Source organism: Limobrevibacterium gyesilva (genome assembly GCF_025989185.1).
Taxonomy (GTDB): Bacteria; Pseudomonadota; Alphaproteobacteria; order Acetobacterales; family Acetobacteraceae; genus Limobrevibacterium; species Limobrevibacterium gyesilva.
Genome location: NZ_JAPDNT010000028.1, coordinates 21,391 through 38,490 on the forward strand (window position 1 = coordinate 21,391; position 17,100 = coordinate 38,490).

Annotated in this window: 14 protein-coding genes; 6 read left to right on the forward strand and 8 right to left on the reverse strand. The window is 70.2% G+C overall.

Annotated elements, in window-relative coordinates; genetic code table 11:
* Nucleotides 1–113 precede the first annotated feature (113 nt).
* On the reverse strand, nucleotides 114–1,571 hold the full coding sequence (locus tag OL599_RS20860; protein WP_264715883.1) for a S10 family peptidase: 1,458 nt from the start codon (nucleotides 1,569–1,571) through the stop codon (nucleotides 114–116).
* A 150-nt stretch (nucleotides 1,572–1,721) separates the two neighbouring features.
* On the opposite strand from OL599_RS20860, the gene OL599_RS20865 reads away from it, so the two are divergent.
* Both OL599_RS20865 and OL599_RS20870 read left to right on the forward strand, forming a co-directional pair.
* Nucleotides 1,722–2,990 carry a M16 family metallopeptidase gene (locus OL599_RS20865; protein ID WP_264715885.1) on the forward strand — a complete coding sequence of 423 codons (1,269 nt, stop codon included), beginning with the start codon at nucleotides 1,722–1,724 and terminating at the stop codon, nucleotides 2,988–2,990.
* Nucleotides 2,991–3,207: 217 nt separating this feature from the next.
* Nucleotides 3,208–3,690, forward strand: coding sequence for an SRPBCC family protein (locus tag OL599_RS20870; RefSeq protein WP_264715886.1), 483 nt, complete (start codon nucleotides 3,208–3,210; stop codon nucleotides 3,688–3,690).
* 77 nt (nucleotides 3,691–3,767) lie between these two features.
* On the opposite strand, the gene OL599_RS20875 is transcribed toward OL599_RS20870, so the two are convergent.
* Together OL599_RS20875 and OL599_RS20880 are read right to left on the reverse strand one after the other, a co-directional pair.
* Entirely contained in the window at nucleotides 3,768–5,042 is a 1,275-nt protein-coding gene (locus tag OL599_RS20875) for a DUF2254 domain-containing protein (RefSeq protein WP_264715888.1), read from the reverse strand.
* Between the two features lie 162 nt (nucleotides 5,043–5,204).
* Nucleotides 5,205–5,810 (reverse strand): hypothetical protein, encoded by a 606-nt coding sequence (locus OL599_RS20880; RefSeq protein ID WP_264715889.1) that lies wholly within the window; start codon nucleotides 5,808–5,810, stop codon nucleotides 5,205–5,207.
* Nucleotides 5,811–6,398: 588 nt separating this feature from the next.
* Between OL599_RS20880 and OL599_RS20885 the strand changes: the two genes are divergently transcribed.
* Both OL599_RS20885 and OL599_RS20890 read left to right on the forward strand, forming a co-directional pair.
* The gene (locus OL599_RS20885) at nucleotides 6,399–7,793 is read left to right on the forward strand and encodes a selenium-binding family protein (protein ID WP_264715890.1); all 1,395 of its coding nucleotides are present in this window, start codon (nucleotides 6,399–6,401) and stop codon (nucleotides 7,791–7,793) included.
* Between the two features lie 40 nt (nucleotides 7,794–7,833).
* Nucleotides 7,834–8,460: a hypothetical protein gene (locus OL599_RS20890; RefSeq protein ID WP_264715893.1), complete on the forward strand. Its 627-nt coding sequence runs from the start codon at nucleotides 7,834–7,836 to the stop codon at nucleotides 8,458–8,460.
* Nucleotides 8,461–8,509: 49 nt separating this feature from the next.
* On the opposite strand, the gene der is transcribed toward OL599_RS20890, so the two are convergent.
* The 3 genes from der to OL599_RS20905 are packed head-to-tail and all read right to left on the reverse strand — an operon-like array spanning nucleotide 8,510 to nucleotide 11,901.
* Nucleotides 8,510–9,844 carry a ribosome biogenesis GTPase Der gene (gene der / locus OL599_RS20895; protein WP_264715895.1) on the reverse strand — a complete coding sequence of 445 codons (1,335 nt, stop codon included), beginning with the start codon at nucleotides 9,842–9,844 and terminating at the stop codon, nucleotides 8,510–8,512.
* A gap of 8 nt (nucleotides 9,845–9,852) precedes the next feature.
* Nucleotides 9,853–11,199 (reverse strand): outer membrane protein assembly factor BamB family protein, encoded by a 1,347-nt coding sequence (locus OL599_RS20900; RefSeq protein WP_264715896.1) that lies wholly within the window; start codon nucleotides 11,197–11,199, stop codon nucleotides 9,853–9,855.
* 48 nt (nucleotides 11,200–11,247) lie between these two features.
* Entirely contained in the window at nucleotides 11,248–11,901 is a 654-nt protein-coding gene (locus OL599_RS20905; protein ID WP_264715897.1) for a tetratricopeptide repeat protein, read from the reverse strand.
* A 131-nt stretch (nucleotides 11,902–12,032) separates the two neighbouring features.
* Here OL599_RS20905 and OL599_RS20910 point away from each other — a divergent pair, with 131 nt between their 5' ends.
* Both OL599_RS20910 and OL599_RS20915 read left to right on the forward strand, forming a co-directional pair.
* Nucleotides 12,033–12,404: a hypothetical protein gene (locus OL599_RS20910; RefSeq protein ID WP_264715899.1), complete on the forward strand. Its 372-nt coding sequence runs from the start codon at nucleotides 12,033–12,035 to the stop codon at nucleotides 12,402–12,404.
* A 67-nt stretch (nucleotides 12,405–12,471) separates the two neighbouring features.
* The gene (locus OL599_RS20915; protein WP_264715901.1) at nucleotides 12,472–13,734 is read left to right on the forward strand and encodes an MFS transporter; all 1,263 of its coding nucleotides are present in this window, start codon (nucleotides 12,472–12,474) and stop codon (nucleotides 13,732–13,734) included.
* Between the two features lie 65 nt (nucleotides 13,735–13,799).
* Here the strand turns inward: OL599_RS20915 and OL599_RS20920 are convergent, their stop codons facing one another.
* Nucleotides 13,800–15,122: a dihydroorotase gene (locus tag OL599_RS20920; protein WP_264715903.1), complete on the reverse strand. Its 1,323-nt coding sequence runs from the start codon at nucleotides 15,120–15,122 to the stop codon at nucleotides 13,800–13,802.
* A 200-nt stretch (nucleotides 15,123–15,322) separates the two neighbouring features.
* A complete protein-coding gene (gene asnB, locus OL599_RS20925) occupies nucleotides 15,323–17,086 on the reverse strand; it encodes an asparagine synthase (glutamine-hydrolyzing) (protein ID WP_264715904.1) in 1,764 nt (587 codons plus the stop codon).
* Nucleotides 17,087–17,100 lie beyond the last annotated feature (14 nt).

Sequence of the window (17,100 nt, forward strand, 5' to 3'; positions counted from 1 at the left end):
CCCGGTTCTGCCGCCGTGTCGCCGGCTGGCGTTATTCACCCTGTGTCAATTAGTTGCATTTCGTCTCTGATGGCAACCCCGGCCGTGGCCTGGGTTGCGCATCGGCGGGCTTGTCAACCCATCCAGGCGCGCAGATCGCCCACCAGCGCGCCCAGCGAGGGTTCGTGCAGGTACATCATGTGCCCGGCGTCATAGTAGGTCATGGCGATGCGCCCGGCGTCGATGCCGTTGCCGGCGATGGTGTTCTCCGCCGCATGGAACGGTGTGGCGAGATCGTACAGCCCGTTGGCCATCAGCACCCGCAGGCCCGGGTTCTCGCGCAGCAGCTTGCCCAGCACCGGCGCCACGTTCACGTAGCCCGGCCAGCGCGGCGTGTCGTCCTTGCGCGGACCCAGCCAGTCCCATTTCAGCAGCGCCTCGCGGTTGAACACCATATAGGGCCGGTTCCAGCCGATCCCGAGGCCGCGCGTCAGGTGGTCGTTGATCGCGGTCACATAGGCGCTGTCGACGGCGTAGGAGGAGGCATCGGTGTCCGGCAGCTCGCCGGCGTCGTCGTAGTCGCGCCCGGTGTAGCGGGTGTCGAACCGGCCCACGGTCAGGCCGGTGTCGCGCAGCAGCTCCTTGCGGAAGCGCGTCGGCTCGATGCGCAGGCGGGTGCGCTCCAGCCAGGTCTCGGACAGGCCGGTCAGGCGCGACAGCTTGCGCAGCACGCGCTGCTGCCGGGCAGGGGCGAGGCGGCTGCCGGCCACCAGGGCGGGCAGGTATTCCTCCATGGCGAAGCGGCGCGCCTCGTCCAGGAAGGCGTCGCGCCCGTCCGGGGCCGTCGCCAGCCCGTAATGCAGCGCCGTGGCGGCGTAGGTGGGCATGAACGACACGTCGGCCAGCGGGTTGCCGCGCTCGAACCGGGCGGTGTGGAAGTCCAGGATCGCCGAGATCAGCGCGATGCCGTTGAACGCCACGCCCGCGAGCCCGCCGGCCAGCTTGCCGGCCACCGCCACGGCGCGGGTGGTGCCGTAGCTCTCGCCGCACAGATAGCGCGGCGAGGCCCAGCGGCGATGCACCGTCAGCCAGGTCTTGATGAACTCGGCCACCAGCTCGGCATCGGCGTCCAGCCCCCAGGCGTCCTCCGGCTTGGCGGCGCCGAGCATGCGGCTGTAGCCGGTGCCCGGCGGATCGACGAACACCAGGTCGGTCTTGTCGAGGTTGCACAGCTCGTTGTCGACGATGCCGTAGGGGCCGCTGCCGGCCGGCGTGCCGTCGCTGGGCACCACGATCCGGCGCGGGCCCAGCGCGCCCATATGCAGCCACAGCGAGGCGGAGCCGGGCCCGCCGTTGAACACGAACGTCACCGGCCGGGTTTCCGGCGCCGCGTCGTCCACGAGGTAGCTGAACGAGAACACGCTGGCGCGCGGCTCTCCCTTGGCGTCCGGCAGGTGCGTCTCCGCGGCAAGGCAGCGATAGGCGAGGCCGGTGCCGTGGAAGGTGCCGTCGTGGCGGGTCTCGAAGCTGGCCGGTGCGGCGGGCGGGGGTGCGGTCGGCGCGGCGGGCGCGCTGGTGGGCTCGGTGGTCATCTTGCCTCGGGTCGGAGGTGGAGAACGTGCGGCGGCGGCGGCCGGGTTCGCTTATGGTCCGGACCGTTGCGGCGCCGGTGGACAGTATCGGGCAGCCGGAGGACGATGGCGAGTGGGCACCCCCCACCCGGCTGTGCAAGGGAGACCAGCATGCAGATCGACCAGACGACGCTTCCAGGCGGCCTGACGGTGGTGACCGCGCGGCTGCCGGCGTTCGAGACCGTGGCCGTCATGGTCGTGGTGCGCGCGGGCTCGCGCGACGAGCACGCGGGCAACAGCGGCGTCGCGCATTTCCTGGAGCACATGGCCTTCAAGGGCACCGCCACCCGCTCGGCCTTCGACATCGCCATCGACATCGAGTGCATGGGCGCGTCGATCAACGCCTTCACCTCGCAGGAGATCACCGCCTACCACATCGTCGGCCTGAAGGACGCGGTGGCCGAGGCGGTGGCAATCCTCGGCGACGTGCTCACCCAGTCGCGCTACGCCGCCGAGGACGTCGATCTCGAACGCGGCGTGATCGCGCAGGAGATCGCGCGCAACGGCGACGATCCGAACGCGCTGTGCATCAAGGGCTTCGTCGCCACCGCCTACCCCGACCAGCCGCTCGGCCGCCCGGTGCTGGGCGATCCCGCGTTCGTCGCCGGCGCGACGCGCGACGACCTGCTGGCCTTCATCGGCCGCAACTACGTGACCGGGAACATGGTCGTGACCGCGACCGGCGATGTCGACCACGCCTGGCTGCTCGATCTCGTCGGCCGCCACTTCGCTGCGATCCCCGCGGGTCCCGCACCGGATGGCCGCGCCGCGCCGCGCTATGCCGGCGGCTTTCATCGCGATCAGCGCAGCGACTTCAAGCAGGTGAACCTCGTGCTCGGCTTCCCCTCGGTGCCGGTGGATGCGCCGGGGTTCTTCGCCCACAAGATGCTGTCGGCCGCCTTGGGCGGCGGCATGTCCTCGCCGCTGTTCCAGGAGGTGCGGCAGAAGCGTGGGCTGGTCTACGGCGTGGGCGCCGGCTCCAACCACGGCAGCGATTTCGGCCTGGTGCTGATCCAGGCCGGCACCACGCCGGACAAGCTCGCCACCTGCCTGGAAGTGGCCTGCACGGAAGCGCTGCGGGTGAGCGATGCGGTGCAGGAGAGGGATTTCATGCGCGCCCGCAACCACCTGCTGGCGGAGCTGGCGACGGTGAAGGAGCGTCCGTTCCAGCTCGCGATCTACCTGGCCGGTCAGTTCTTCCGCCACGGCCGCGCCACCGGCCCGGAAGTGGACCTTGCCGCCGTGCGGGCGGTGCCGGTGGAGGACCTGAAGCGGGCGGCCGAGACGCTGTTCGCGTGCGCACCGACGCTGTCGATGGTGGGACCGGTGGGGGAGGCCGATTATTTCGGCATTGTCACTGGGGTGCTTGGCGGAGAATGACATAACGGAATCGTGATGAGCGCCGGCAGCCGTTGGCGATCGCGCAGGCGCGCCGCGTGGCCGCTGCCCGTCCGGCGCCCGTGCCGTTCCGACACGGCAATACCTGCATCCGACGCTTTGCAGGCCCTGCCGCGTAAGCCAGTATAGCCGACATGTCAGTCGGCGGCGCAGGGCCGAGGTGCCCGGGTCATGCGTGCCGCCCGGGGGGAGTGGACCAATGGCGCAGGCCGAATACGAACTTGCCATCGAGCGCTACATCGATGCGCCACCCGACATTGTGTTCAAGGTCTGGACCGAACGCCTTGAAGAATGGTGGGCGCCGAAGCCCTGGACCACCAGGCTCATCGAGCAGGATCTGCGGGCTGGTGGGCGCTCGGCGATGATCATGAGCGGCCCGGACGGTTCGACCTCGCCCATGGAGGGCGTCATACTCGAAGTCGTGCCCAACGAGAGGATCGTGTTGACCGATGCCTTCACGGCCGGTTGGATCCCGCAGACGCCCTTCATGGTCGCCGTCATGACCTTCACGCCTCACGGAAGTGGGACACTTTATCGCGCCGCTTCGCGTCACTGGAACGAAGCTGCGCACAAGCAGCATGAATCGATGGGCTTCAAGGAAGGCTGGGGGATTGTCGCGGGGCAGCTCGCGGAACTCGCCGAAGCGGAGGCAAAGCAGGGCGCGCGAATCCCGGGCCGTTAGCTCCGCGCCGCCTGCATGCTGACGGATGGCGGGAGCGAGCAGCGGGTCGCGATGCCAATGCTGCGATCGACCATCCACTAGGCGTCCCTCCGCTTGCGCGACAGCCCCAGCCCCTGCCGATCTTCCTCCAATGCCACAACCTGATCCTGGTCATCGAAGGCGGAGCGCCCGACGCTCAGATTCAAATGGTCGATATACCGCCGCACCGCCTCGCGACGCGCCTCGGTGGCAACGGCTTCGCTGAGTCCGACAAGCACCGAGCGCAGCCGTCGCATCACCTGCACCGATGTCGCCCCGAATTGCCGGATCTCGTCGAACGACAGCGCCAGATAGTCCTGCCATGTCGGCGTGGGGAAGATCAGCCGAAGCGCGCCGCCCGCATCTCGCGCGCGCCCGGTGTCCAGCCGCCGGCGCCCGAGCCGCCGCAGCAGATCCTCGATCTGATCCAGCGCCTGCACCGCCGTCGTCGGGTCGTTGACGGCCGGCGACAGCGCGCGGATCGCGATATCCACCAGAAGGCGAATGGCATATTTCGGATCCTGCTCGAAGGTGCGCGACGTCGAGAGGTGAACGGCGCGCATCAGCGCCCGCTCCGGCAGGCTCTGTGCCGCGCCGTGCACGCGCAGCAGCATCGTGTCCTCCACCAGCGTCTCGCCGACACCGCACTCGATCACGACCACCGCGCCCGCGCCCTGCGCCAGCCGAACCAGCGCATCGATATCGAACCTGGCGATCACGCGCGGCTCGCCGGAATAGCTCAGTGTCTGCGTCTGCGCGCCGAGCGCGACGGCCGTCTCCGTCTCGTCCTGCCCGCCGGCACTGGCGTTGTCCGCGATGCGGGGGAACATCGCGCGGATCACGGCGCGGCCTTGCGCTCCGATGACCCGCAGCACGTTGTGGATCTGCAGAATGTCGAGGCTGCGGATCAACAGCGAGAAAGCCAGCATGCTGACGACGAGCAGGACGACGACCAGCATGGTCGAGAACAGCGGCACGATTCCGGACCCCCCGCGATCGGTCCAGGCCAGTGCCACGAGCGAATAGGTGAACGTCGCGAAGAAGATGCCGAGTGTGTGATACAGCGCCGGATTATTGACGAACATGATGACGAGCCGCGGCGAGTAGGCAACCGCGCTGAACTGCACCGTCACGAAGGCGATCGCGAACACGATGCCGGTGAGCGCGATCATGCCGGAGCTCACCGCCGAGAAGAATGCGAGTGCGGCGCCGACCGACATGTGATGCGTATAGGCGCCGAGATAGGCCTGCTCCAGCCGCGGCAGGATCGTGCCGGCGGCCACGCTCGTGGCCATGTACACCATCGGAGTCAGCCAGAGGGGCATGGATCTCATGTCCGTCGCTCCGGGCGGCCGTGGTTGGTCAGAGGCGCCGGCGAATTTCCCAGCCAGCCCATCCGATATCACATCCGGCGGCGCGCCGGGGTGTTATCCGGATGATCGGGCGCCGCCATGCGCAAAGGCTGCCAGGACCGACCGCCAGGGCCGCAATGCGCCTCAGCACGCCGCCTTTCCGCCACGGGCGTACTGCCGGCTGCACCAGTCGGTCGGCGTTTCGGGGTGTTGCGGCGGCGCGGCGCGCGCGGGCGGCGGGGGGCGATTCTGCGGCACGGTCGTATAGGCCGGAGCGGTCGATTGCAGCCGGCGCGCTGCGTCCTCGTTTTCCGCAACGCAACGCTGCAACCCCGCCGGATCGCTGCCGCAGCCACCGGCAGCCAGATTGGCGCGGCAGAGGCAAGCGGCGGCGCGGTAGCAACTCGCCTGGCCGCCGGCGCGGCACGCGGCGCTCTCGGGGGCGCAGCGTGACGCCACCGACGCGCACATGCCGCCCGACGCCGTCGCGGGCATCGGGATGGCGAGCGGCGCGCTCCCGCCCGGCCGCACGCCCCTCGGCGCGGCGCTGAGCATGGACCCGATCTGCGCCGCCTGGTCCATCTCCGCCGGCGCGGCGTCATCGTCATCGTCATCGTCATCGTCATCGTCTTCCGCCTCGCGGTAGCGCTGTTCGGCGTCCGCCCTTGCCTGCCGTACGCGTTCGTTCAGTTCCTCGCTCTGCCGGGCCGCCTGCATGCGCTGCGTCGCGGCAGCGATATCGACCGACACGCCAAGCCGTTGCGCCTGCTCGCAGGGCTATGGACTCGCGCCGATCTCGCACGATTTCGCGTAAAGGGATGCGGCCTGCCTGCCGTCGCCACGTCTTTCGTAATATTCGGCCGTCGTGTTGCACGCCTGGAGTCTGCTGTTGGACGCGTCAAGGCGCCTTTCCGCCCAGGACATCAGGCAATAATCGACCGCCTTTCCCAATATCACGCCGTGATACGGCTCCGGAATGATGAGGGTCCGGTTGTTCCTCCCGAATACGTAAATGGTCGGGCTGCTTCCCGACCCGCTGGCATCGACAGGATCAGGATTTTCGGCGCGATAGTAATGAAAATTATATGGCGAGCTGTAATGTTACGTCGCAAATTTGACCAGCGGCGCGGTTATCTTGCAATAACGCCGCCCCGGCGGGTCATCGCGGTGTTGCGGCCGGACAGGCCGGCAATTGTTGTGGCAGCGCGTCAGACGGGCTAGGCTTACCTCAAGGCAAGCCGCTTCCGACGCGCGACCCGATTTGCGCCGCGAGGCCCGGCCACCGGGTATCATCCATGCGCAAGGCGGGGCGAATGGCTCAGGCAGGAGGGCACGACCATGCCGACCTGGACGCCGGACCCGACATTCTACCCCTCACCGCGCATGGCCATGAAGGCGCCCGCGGAGCGGCTCGCCTATGTCGCGAGCTTCGATCCCACGCGCCAGCTCCCGGACGCGATCGCCGTGGTCGATGTCGCGCCCGACTCGGCCACCTACGCGCACGTGGTCGGAACCGTGGCCATGCCGAATACCGGCGACGAACTGCACCATTTCGGCTGGAACGCCTGCAGTTCCTGCCTGTGCCCGAACGCGCCGCACCCGCACGCCGAGCGCCGCTACCTCGTCGTGCCCGGCCTGCGCTCGTCGCGGATCCACATCCTCGACACCAAGGCAAACCCGCGCGAGCCGAGCATCGTCCGGGTGCTGGAGCCCGGGGAGGTTGCGGAGCGGTCCGGCTACACGCGCCCGCACACGATCCATTGCGGGCCGGAGGGCATCTATGTCGCGGCCCTCGCCAACACGCGCGGCGAGGCGCCCGGCGGCGTCTTCCTGATGGATCACGAAACCTTCGACATCCGCGGCCGCTGGGAGATCGACCGCGGGCCGCAGCAGCTTGCCTACGACGTGTGGTGGCACCTCGGCCACGACACCCTGGTGACGAGCGAATGGGGCCTGCCGGCAACGTTCGAGAACGGGCTGGTCCCCGAGGTCCTGCTGGGCGGCCAGTACGGCCACAGGCTGCATTTCTGGGATCTGCACGCGCGCAAGCACACGCAGGAGATCGACCTCGGCGCCGAGAACCAGCTCGTCTTCGAGCTCCGCCCGGCGCACGACCCGACCAGGGCCTATGGCTTCGTCAACTCGGTGGTCAGCCTCAAGGACCTCTCCGCCTCGATCTGGACCTGGTATCGCGAGAACGGCGCCTGGGCGGCGAGAAAGGTCATCGAGATCCCGGCCGAGCCCGCCGACCCCGCCTTGCTGCCGCCCATACTCAAGGGCTTCAAGGCGGTGCCGCCGTTCGTCACCGACATCGACCTCTCCATGGACGACCGCTTCCTCTACGTCGCGTGCTGGGGCACCGGCGATTTGCGCCAGTACGACGTGTCCGATCCGTTCGCGCCGAAGCTCGCCGGCACGGTCAGGATCGGCGGCGTCGTCTCCCGCGCGACCCATCCGAAGGCCGCCGGCGCCCCGCTCAATGGCGGGCCGCAGATGGTGGAGATCAGCCGTGACGGGCGGCGCGTCTATTTCACCAACTCGCTCTACGGCGCGATCGACGCGCAGTTGTATCCCGACGGGCTCGACGGCTGGATGGTGAAGCTCGACGCCGGGAGAAACGGCGGCATCGCCTTCGACCCGGACTTCTTCGTCCAGTGGCCGAAGACGCACCGGCCGCATCAGGTGCGCCTCGAAGGCGGCGACTGCTCCTCGGATTCCTACTGCTACCCATGAGATCCGGACTGGCGCGGCCGCAACCCCGCGCGCAACCGCGATGGCCATAGGCGGCGCCTGGCCCTGGCTCGCCCTTGCCGGCCTCGGCATGTTCCATGGCCTCAATCCGGCGATGGGCTGGCTGTTTGCCGTGGCCCTCGGCCTGCACCGGGGCAGCCGCAAGGCGGTCCTGCTGGCGCTGCCGCCCATGGCGCTCGGGCACGCAGTTTCGATCTGGCTCGTGGCCACGTCGGTGATGGCATTGGGCGCGGTGATCGACGCGAAACCCCTGCACGCGGCCACCGGCGCGATCCTCGTGCTCTGGGCCGCGTATCACTGGCTCTACGGCCACCGCCATCGCGTGCGCGTCGGCCTGACGACAGGCCTCGCGGGCCTCGTGCTGTGGTCGTTCCTGATGGCGACCGCGCACGGCGCCGGGCTGATGCTGGTGCCGGCGCTGATGCCGCTCTGCGCGGGCAGCCCGGTCATCGGCGCGGGATCGCTGCCGGTCGCTCTCGCGGCGGTGGGCGTGCACACGCTCGCGACGCTGGCCGTGACCGGGCTGATCGCCTTCGTCGTCTATGACTGGCTCGGCCTGGCGGTCCTGAAGCGGGGCTGGGTCAACTTCGATCTGCTATGGACCGGCGCGCTGGCCGCAACCGGCCTGGCGCTGACCCTCACGGCCTGATGCCAACGGCCCTTGACGATGACCCTTCCATCGTCAAGGGCCGTTGGCATCATTCGTCCGCGTACGGATTCCTTGTGCCGCGGAACTGTAGCCGGATCGGCGTGCCCGGCAGGCCGAACGTGTCGCGCAGGGAGTTCACGAGGTAGCGCTGGTAGTCCTCGGGCGTCTGCTCGGCGCGGGTGCCGAACACGATGAAGGTGGGCGGCCGCGCCTTCGGCTGGGTGATGTAGCGCAGCTTCAGCCGCCGCCCGTCCACCAGCGGCAGCTGGTGGCGTTCCAGCGCGTCCTCGAACCAGCGGTTCAGCGCGCCGGTGGCGATGCGGGTGTTCCACACCGCATGCGCCTTGCGGATCGCCGGCAGCAGCTTGTCCACGCCCTGGCCGGTCAGCGCCGACAGCGTCACCACCGGGATGCCCGGCATCTGCGCGAGACTCGTCTGCAGCCGGTCGGAGACGGCGCGCCGCGCGGCGTTGCGGTCGGGCACCGCGTCCCATTTGTTCAGCGCGATCACGCAGGCGCGGCCCTCGCGCTCCACCAGCCGGGCGAGCTGCAGGTCCTGGTCGTGGATGCCGTCCAGCGCGTCGACCGCCAGCACCACCACTTCGGCCATCTTCAGCGCCTCGATCGAGGCGCTGACCGACATCTTCTCCAACGGCTGCTCGATGCGCGCACGCCGGCGCAGGCCGGCAGTGTCCACCAGCTCGATTTCGGTGCCGTCGGCATCGGTGAAGCGCACGGCCACGGCGTCGCGGGTCAGGCCCGGCTCCGGCCCGGTGATCATCCGCTCCTCGCCCAGCAGGCGGTTGAGCAGGGTGGACTTGCCGGCGTTGGGGCGGCCGATGATGGCGAGCTTCAGCGGTCGCTCGCCGGCCGGTTCCGCATCCGAATTATCCGGCACCCGGTCGGCGATCTCGCCCATCAGGTCGGCGAGCCCGTCGCCGTGCTCGGCCGAGACGCCGATCGGCGTGCCCAGGCCCAGCGAGAACGCCTCCAGCGCCGCATTGGCGCCGGCGCGGCCCTCGGCCTTGTTCACCACCAGCAGCACCGGCCGGTTCTGGCGACGCAGCCAGGCGGCGAAATGCTCGTCGGCCGGGGTGATGCCGGCGCGGCCATCGACCACGAACAGCACCAGATCGGCCTCTGACACCGCCGCCTCGGAGGAGGCGCGCATGCGCCCGAACAGCGTCTCGGGGGCCGCTTCCTCCAGCCCCGCGGTGTCCACCAGCCGCACCGTCTTGCCGCGCAACTGGGCGGTGGCGTCCTTGCGGTCGCGGGTCACGCCGGGCGTGTCGGACACCAGCGCATGGCGCCGGCCCGCCAGCTTGTTGAACAGCGTCGATTTCCCAACGTTGGGGCGGCCAGCGATCACAACGGTGGGGATCATGGGCGGGCTCAGCGAAACGCCGTGAGCGTGGCGTTGTCCGTCAGGATATACAGCGTGCCGTCGGCCACGATCGGGGTCAGCGCGGCGGCGCCGGGCAGCTCCTGCTTGCCGATGATCTCGCCGGTATAGGGGCTGAGCGCCAATGCGAACTTGTTGGTGCCGGCCACCACCAGCCGGTCGCCGGCCAGCACCGGGCCGACCCAGCGGATCGGGTCGGTCTGCTTCTTCATGTTCTCGAACCGGTCGAGCTGGGTCACCCAGGCCACGCTGCCGTCGTCGCGCGCCACCGCGGCCAACTGGCCGGAGTCGCTGAGCACGAACAGCCAGTTGCCGGCGGCCCAGGGGGTTTCCGTGGAGGCGACCTCACGCTCCCACAGACGGCGGCCGCTGCGCAGGTCGAGCGCGACCAGCTGCCGGCCGAGGCCGATGGCATAGACGCGCCCCTCCTTGATGATCGGCCGGCCGCGGATGGCGGACAGGTCGGCCATGCTGGTGCGGCCGCGCGAGGCGGCCAGGCTGTCGGCCCAGGCCGCCACGCCGGAGGAGGCACGCAGTCCCACCAGGTCGCCGGAGCCGAACCCGGCCACCACCAGCCCGTCGGTATAGGCGGGCGCCGGCAGGCCCAGCATCGGCGTCTCGGCATTGCCGGCCTCGTACGCCCACAGCCTGCGGCCGTCGTCGGCGGCGCGCGCCTGCAACTGGTTGCTGATGGTGGGAATGAACAGCTTGCCCTCGGCGATGGTGGGCGCCGAGCGCGCCGGCGCACCCAGCTTCACGCGCCATTGCACCTTGCCGGTGGCGGCCTCGATGGCCAGCAGGTCGGCCCGTCCGGTCGCCGCGTACAGCGTGCCGCCATCGGCGGAGATGCCACCGCCCACGTTGGTGCTGCGGTCTTCGTCGTCCTGGGTGTCGAGGCTCCAGACCCGCCGTCCGCTGGCGGCGTCGAAGGCCGAGACCACGGCGTCGCTGTCCATCGCGAACACCCGCCCGCCGGCCACCACCGGCTGCGCGGTGATCTTGCGGCGATAGCTGCTGCCGGTGCCGATATCCGCACTCCAGGCGCGCGCCAGGGTGTCGCGCAGGGCAGGGTGCTCCATGTCGTGCGACGGCAGGCCGCCGGCCTGCGGCCACTCGGCGTTCGGCGCCGGCGGCGGCAGCACCACCTTGCGCACGGCGCTGCTGACCAGGTCAAGGCCGGGCTGCGGCGGCATCACGGCGATGCGGGTGCCCGGCAGCGGCGGCTTGTCGCTGCCGAACCACGAATCCCACAGCCCGCAGCCGGACAGCAGGCCCAGCGGCAGCAGCAGCGCGGTGCGGCGGGTGGCCGCCAGCGCCTTACGTCGGTTATGCGTCATCATCATTCCGCTTTGTCTCAGCGTTCCAGCCGCCCGGCGTCCGGCGCATCAGCCGCCGAGCCGGGCCAGCAGGCCATTGGCCCGGCCGCGCACGCCGTCCGGCGCGGTCACGTCCTGCGCCAGCCGCTTCAGGGTGTCGCGGGCGGCGTCGTTGTTGCCCTGGCGCAGCGCCAGCAGCGCCTGCGCTTCCTCGGCCAAAGCGTGCCAGGGGTTGCCCGGTGTGGTCAGCGGCGCGAGATGCTGCTCCACCGCCGCGGGGTCGCCGGCGTCAATCTGGTGCAGTGCCCATTGCAGGCGGGCGAGATCGCGCAGCAGCTTGTCGGCGGAGTTGTCGCCGGCCACCTGGTCCCACAGCGCCAGCGCGCCGTCGCGGTCGCCGGCGTCGGCCTTCACGGCGGCGGCACGCAGCCGCGCCAGCGTGCGGTAGCCGGGGCTGCCCTCGCGCGCCACCTGGGCGAAGCCGGCCAGCGCCGCCTGCCGGTCGGCGCCCGCCGGGCCGTCGGCGATGCGCATGGCGGCAAGGAAGCTCTGGCCGACATGGGCGGCCTCACGCGCCTCGTAGTATTTCCACGCCTGCCACCCGCCGGCGCCGGCGACGACGAGCACGCCGGCGGCGATCAGCGGCCCGGCATAGCGCCGCAGCAGCTTGCGGGTGCGTTCGGCGCGCAGGTCTTCACTGACCTCGTCGAAGATATCGGACACGTCGGTTCCTCTGGCTGACCCGAACCCCGGGTCCTGGCGGCGCCGGACCATAGCGGCGGCGACCCACGGGAGCAAACGCCCACATAGTATATGGCAACGCGGTGTTCATCATCCGCGTGTTCCAATCCGGCATGCGCGTCCGATTCGCCCTGCTGCTGTCCCTGGTTCTGCCGGCCTGCACGCCGCAGGACCGGCTTGCGGCGGCGGCCTTGAACGTGGGCAGCGTGCCGGTGTTCGGGCGGTCGATCCCGGACGTCGCCGTCTCCCTCGTCTCCGGCAAGGACTGCTCGGTGGTGCGCCTGGAGCAGGGCAAGTCCTATTGCCGGGAGGCCGAGCCGCCGCCGCCGCGCCCGCCGTTCTGCACCCGCAGCCTGGGCACCGTCGATTGCTGGTCGAACCCCGAGATGCTGTCCGGCGGGCCGCCGCGCGAGGTGGCCGACGGGCCGCGGGCGCTGACCCCGGCGCAGGAGGCGTACCGCACCCGGCACTGGCCCAATTTCTGACCCGTGCGCATTGCGGCTGGTCGGCTCCGGCACAGCCTTCATAATGCGCCGAGCCGGAGGACGCGCCATGCAGAAAGCTGTAGCCGAGATCGATACGCCCGCCGACGCCATCGCCACGCATGCGCGCGTGCTGCCCGCGGCCACCGGCACGGTGTTCCCGGTGCTCATCGCGTTGAGTTTCTGCCACATGCTCAACGACATGATGCAGTCGATGATCTCGGCGCTGTACCCGCTGCTGAAGGCCGAGTTCATGCTCGACTTCACCCAGGTCGGCCTGATCACGCTGACGTTCCAGCTCACCGCCTCGCTGCTGCAGCCGGCGGTGGGGCTGATGACCGATCGCAAGCCGATGCCGTTCTCGCTGGCGGTGGGCATGGGCTTCACCCTGGTCGGGCTGCTGCTGCTGGCGGTCGCCGCCACCTATCCGGCGCTGCTGTTCGCGGCGGGCATGGTGGGCATCGGCTCCTCGGTATTCCATCCCGAATCCTCCCGCGTGGCGCGGGCCGCGTCGGGCGGGCGCTACGGGCTGGCCCAGTCGCTGTTCCAGGTCGGCGGCAATGCCGGTGCCGCGATCGGCCCGCTGCTGGCCGCCGTGGTGGTGCTGACGCGCGGGCAGACTGCGGTCGCCTGGTTCTCCCTGGCCGCCTTGCTGGGCATGCTGATCCTGGTGCGGGTGGGGACGTGGTATCGCGCCCACATGGTCCGTCCGGCCACGAAGGCGCGGGCGGTCGCGGCCGGCGGGGCGGTGCTGACGCGCGGGCGGGTGGCGTTCGCCATCTTCATCCTGGCCGCCCTGACCTTCTCGAAGAACGTCTACACCGCCAGCCTCAGCTCCTATTTCACCTTCTACCTGATCGACCGCTTCCAGGTGTCGGTGCACGACGCCCAGGTGCACCTGTTCGTGTTCATGTCCGCGGTCGCCGCCGGCACGCTGCTGGGCGGGCCGGTCACCGACCGGATCGGGCGCAAGGCCACCATCTGGATATCGATCCTCGGCGTGCTGCCGTTCACGCTGGCGCTGCCATACGCCAACCTGTTCTTCACCGACGTGCTGACGATCATCATCGGCCTGCTGATGGCCTCCGCCTTTCCGGCGATCCTGGTCTATGCGCAGGAGCTGGTGCCCGGCCGCGTGGGCATGATCGCCGGCATCTTCTTCGGCTTCGCCTTCGGCCTGGGCGGGCTGGGGGCGGCGGTGATGGGGCGGATCGCGGACTCCACCAGCATCGAGTTCGTCTACCGGATCGCCGCGTTCCTGCCGATGATCGGGCTGCTCACCGCGCTGCTGCCGAACCTGGCACCGGTCCGGGTGGGCAGGAAGCCGGCCTGAGGCTTCGCGCGCCCCCTCCCCCTGCACCCTCGCCCCTTGTGGGAGAGGGTTGGGGTGAGGGGGCGCTACCCGAACCGCACCAGCCGGCCGCGCGGGGTGCCGAGCACCGTGTCCTCGCGCATCACCGCCGCACCCCGGACGATCGTCGCCACCGGCCAGCCGGTGACCTGCATCCCCGCGAACGGCGTCCAGCCGCAGGGCGAGGCGATCCAGCTTTCCTCGATCCGGCGCCGGTGCTTCATGTCCACCAGCGTGAAGTCGGCGTCGTAGCCGGCGGCCAGGCGGCCCTTGCCGACCACGCCATAGACCCGCGCCGGGCCGGCGCTGAGCAGGTCCACCAGCCGCATCAGGCTCAGCCGGCCGGCGTTCACGTGGTCCAGCATCACCGGCACCAGCGTCTGCACGCCGGTCAGGCCCGCCGGGCAGTCCGGCCAGGGCTTCAGCTTGGCCGCGCGCGGGTGCGGCGCGTGGTCGCTGCCCACCGTGTCCACCGTGCCGTCGCGCACCGCCGCCCAGGCGGCCTCGTAGTGGCGGCGGTCGCGGATCGGCGGGTTCATCACGCCGAAGCCCTGCAGCGTCTCGTACACCTCCGGCGCCATCTGCGTCAGGTGGTTCACCAGCACTTCCACCGTCGAGACGTCACGGAAATCCTTGAGGTACTCCAGCTCCTCGGCGGTCGAGACATGCAGGATATGCGCCGGCCGGCCGGTCCGCCGTGCCAGCGCCATCAACCGCCTCGTGCCCAGGAAGGCGCATTCCACGTCGCGCCACTCGGCGTGGCAGGCATACGGGTCGCCGGACTTGAACAGCGGCTTGCGCGCCTGCAGGCGATACTCGTCCTCGCTGTGATAGGCGATGCGGCGGCGGCCGGCGCGCATCACCCGCTCCAGGTTCTCGTCGTCCTCCACCATCAGGTCGCCGGTGGAGCTGCCGGCGAAGACCTTGATGCCGCACACGCCGCGCCCGGCTTCCAATCCCGCAAGTGCCGCGATGTTGGTCTTGGTGCCGCCGACATACAGGCCCATGTCGCACCAGGCCACCTGCTCGGCATAGCCCTGCTTCCAGGCCAGGCGTTCGGCATCGGTGATGGACGGGCTGGTGTTGGGCATGTCGAACACCGCCGTCAGCCCGCCCAGCACCGCGGCCCTGGTGCCGGTGGGAATGCTCTCCACCGCCGCGTCGCCGGGGTCGCGCAGATGCACGTGCGGATCGATCAGGCCCGGCAGCACATGCAGGCCGGCAGCATCGATCGTCTCCTCGGCGGTCGCGTCCTCGCCCACGCCGAGAGCGGCAATGCGCCCGTCGCGCACGCCCACGCTGGTCTGCTCCATGCCCCACGGCAGCACACAGGTGCCGCCGCGGATCACGAGATCATAATGTGCAGGCATTGAAGTCCTCCGGATGGGGAGGCCAGGGGCTTAGCCCCTGGACCCCAGCAAAGGCGGAGCCTTTGCAAACCCAGACACTCCTGGCTGAGGCGTCGGTCTTCAGTTGATATCAACCGAAGGCTGCCGATCCAGCCGAGAGGGTAATGGGTTTGCAAAGGCCGTCGGCCTTTGCCGGGTCCAGGGCAGAGCCCTGGCCTTTTTCAGCACTGAGCCAGCGTTTCAAACACATCCCCCGCCGGCGCAAGTCCCTGCACATGGGTGCGGTGCCACAGTGCGTAGAACAGCAGCACCCAGGCGGCGAAGCCGTGGCGGCGGCCGTTGGCGGCACGGAACAGCGCCGCCACCTTGGCGGGGTCGGCGATTTCCGCCACCCCCGGCTGTGCCGCCACCAGCGGGCCGAGCCGGCCGCCGACCTTGCCGATCCACTGGCCGATCGGCACGGTGAAGCCCTGCTTCGGCGCGAACGGGCGCGCCGCCGGGCAGTGCTTCTCCAGCCAGCGGCGCAGCAGCCACTTGCCCATGCCCTTGTGCACCTTCAGCGCGTCCGGCAGCCGGAACGCGGCGGCGGCCACGCCGGGGTCGAGGAACGGGGTGCGCCCTTCCACCGCGTGCGCCATCAGGCAGCGGTCCATCTTCAGCAGCAGGTCGTTGGGCAGCCAGTCGGTCATGTCGACGGCCTGGGCGGCCATCAGCCGCGAGCGGCCGGGTTGGCTGGCCTGCGCCTCGGCGGCTTCCATGCCGTCGCGCCAGGCGGCGGGGTAGTTGCGCAGCACCGGCACGCGGTCGAAATTGCCGCGCGCGCGCATCACCCGCCCGCCCAGCCACCACGGCCGCATGGCGCTGCGGTAGCGGCCATAGCCGCCGAAGATCTCGTCGCCGCCTTCGCCGGACAGCACCACCTTCACGTCCTTGCGGGCACGCTGGGCCAGGAACCAGGTGGGGATGATGGCGTAGTCGGCGGCCGGGTCGTCGATGCAGGCGACGATCTCCGGCAGATGCTGCCAGACCATCGCCTCGGTCACTTCGATGGTCTCGTGATGGGCGCCCAGCGACTTGGCCACGGTGGCGGCCTGTTCGCGCTCGTCGGCCGCGCCGGGATGGGCGAAGCCGGCGGTGAAGGCCAGCACCGGCTGGCTGTTCAGCCGCGCCATCATGGTCAGGATGGTGGCGCTGTCGATGCCGCCGGAGAGGAACATGCCGTACGGCACGTCGCTGCGCTGGTGCAGGTCGACGCTTTCCTCCAGCGCACGGTCGAGGCGGGCGAGGGCGGCCTCCTCGGTGATCGTCTCCGGCCCGCCCTCCGGCAGGGCGGCGATGTGGCGGCGCTCCAGCACCCGGCCGTCGGCGCAGACCAGGGTCTCGCCCGGCAGCACCCGGCGGATGCCCGGGAAGATCGTCTCGGCGCCGGTGGTGAACTGCAGCTGCAACAACTCGTCGCGCGCCGCCGGGCGCACGCCGCGCGGCACGATGCCGGCATTCAGCAGCGCCTGCGCTTCCGAGGCGAAGGCCAGGCAGGTGTCGGTCTGGGCGACGTAGAGCGGCTTGATGCCGAACGGGTCGCGCGTCAGCGTCACCGTGCGGGCGGCGCGCTCGTGGATGGCGATGGCGTACATGCCGCGCAGGTGCTTGGCGTAGTCGGCGCCGTCGCGCAGCCACAGATGCAGCGGCGGCTCGCAGTCGCTGTTGCTGGCGAAGCGGTCGTTCGGCAGCCCCTGGCGCAGCTCGCGGTAGTTGTAGACCTCGCCGTTGGCGACCAGGGCGGCGGAGCCGGCGAACAGCGGCTGGTCGCCGGTGACGAGGTCGATGATCGACAGCCGGTTGTGCACCAGCGCCACCCGGCCGACCAGGGTATGGCCGGAGCCGTCGGGGCCGCGATGGGCGATGGCGCGGGTGAGCGCTTCCAGCAGGGCGGGGTCGGGCGGCGGCGCGTCGGGGGCGACGATCAGGCCGGCGATGCCGCACATCAGGCGCGGCCCTG

Bases quoted from the DNA above. Each gene is read 5' to 3' on its own strand.
- OL599_RS20860 (WP_264715883.1), bottom strand. From the start codon at position 1,571: ATGACCACCGAGCCCACCAGCGCGCCCGCCGCGCCGACCGCACCCCCG.
- OL599_RS20865 (WP_264715885.1), top strand. From the start codon at position 1,722: ATGCAGATCGACCAGACGACGCTTCCAGGCGGCCTGACGGTGGTGACC.
- OL599_RS20870 (WP_264715886.1), top strand. From the start codon at position 3,208: ATGGCGCAGGCCGAATACGAACTTGCCATCGAGCGCTACATCGATGCG.
- OL599_RS20875 (WP_264715888.1), bottom strand. From the start codon at position 5,042: ATGAGATCCATGCCCCTCTGGCTGACTCCGATGGTGTACATGGCCACG.
- OL599_RS20885 (WP_264715890.1), top strand. From the start codon at position 6,399: ATGCCGACCTGGACGCCGGACCCGACATTCTACCCCTCACCGCGCATG.
- OL599_RS20890 (WP_264715893.1), top strand. From the start codon at position 7,834: ATGGCCATAGGCGGCGCCTGGCCCTGGCTCGCCCTTGCCGGCCTCGGC.
- der (WP_264715895.1), bottom strand. From the start codon at position 9,844: ATGATCCCCACCGTTGTGATCGCTGGCCGCCCCAACGTTGGGAAATCG.
- OL599_RS20900 (WP_264715896.1), bottom strand. From the start codon at position 11,199: ATGACGCATAACCGACGTAAGGCGCTGGCGGCCACCCGCCGCACCGCG.
- OL599_RS20910 (WP_264715899.1), top strand. From the start codon at position 12,033: ATGCGCGTCCGATTCGCCCTGCTGCTGTCCCTGGTTCTGCCGGCCTGC.
- OL599_RS20915 (WP_264715901.1), top strand. From the start codon at position 12,472: ATGCAGAAAGCTGTAGCCGAGATCGATACGCCCGCCGACGCCATCGCC.
- OL599_RS20920 (WP_264715903.1), bottom strand. From the start codon at position 15,122: ATGCCTGCACATTATGATCTCGTGATCCGCGGCGGCACCTGTGTGCTG.
- asnB (WP_264715904.1), bottom strand. From the start codon at position 17,086: ATGTGCGGCATCGCCGGCCTGATCGTCGCCCCCGACGCGCCGCCGCCC.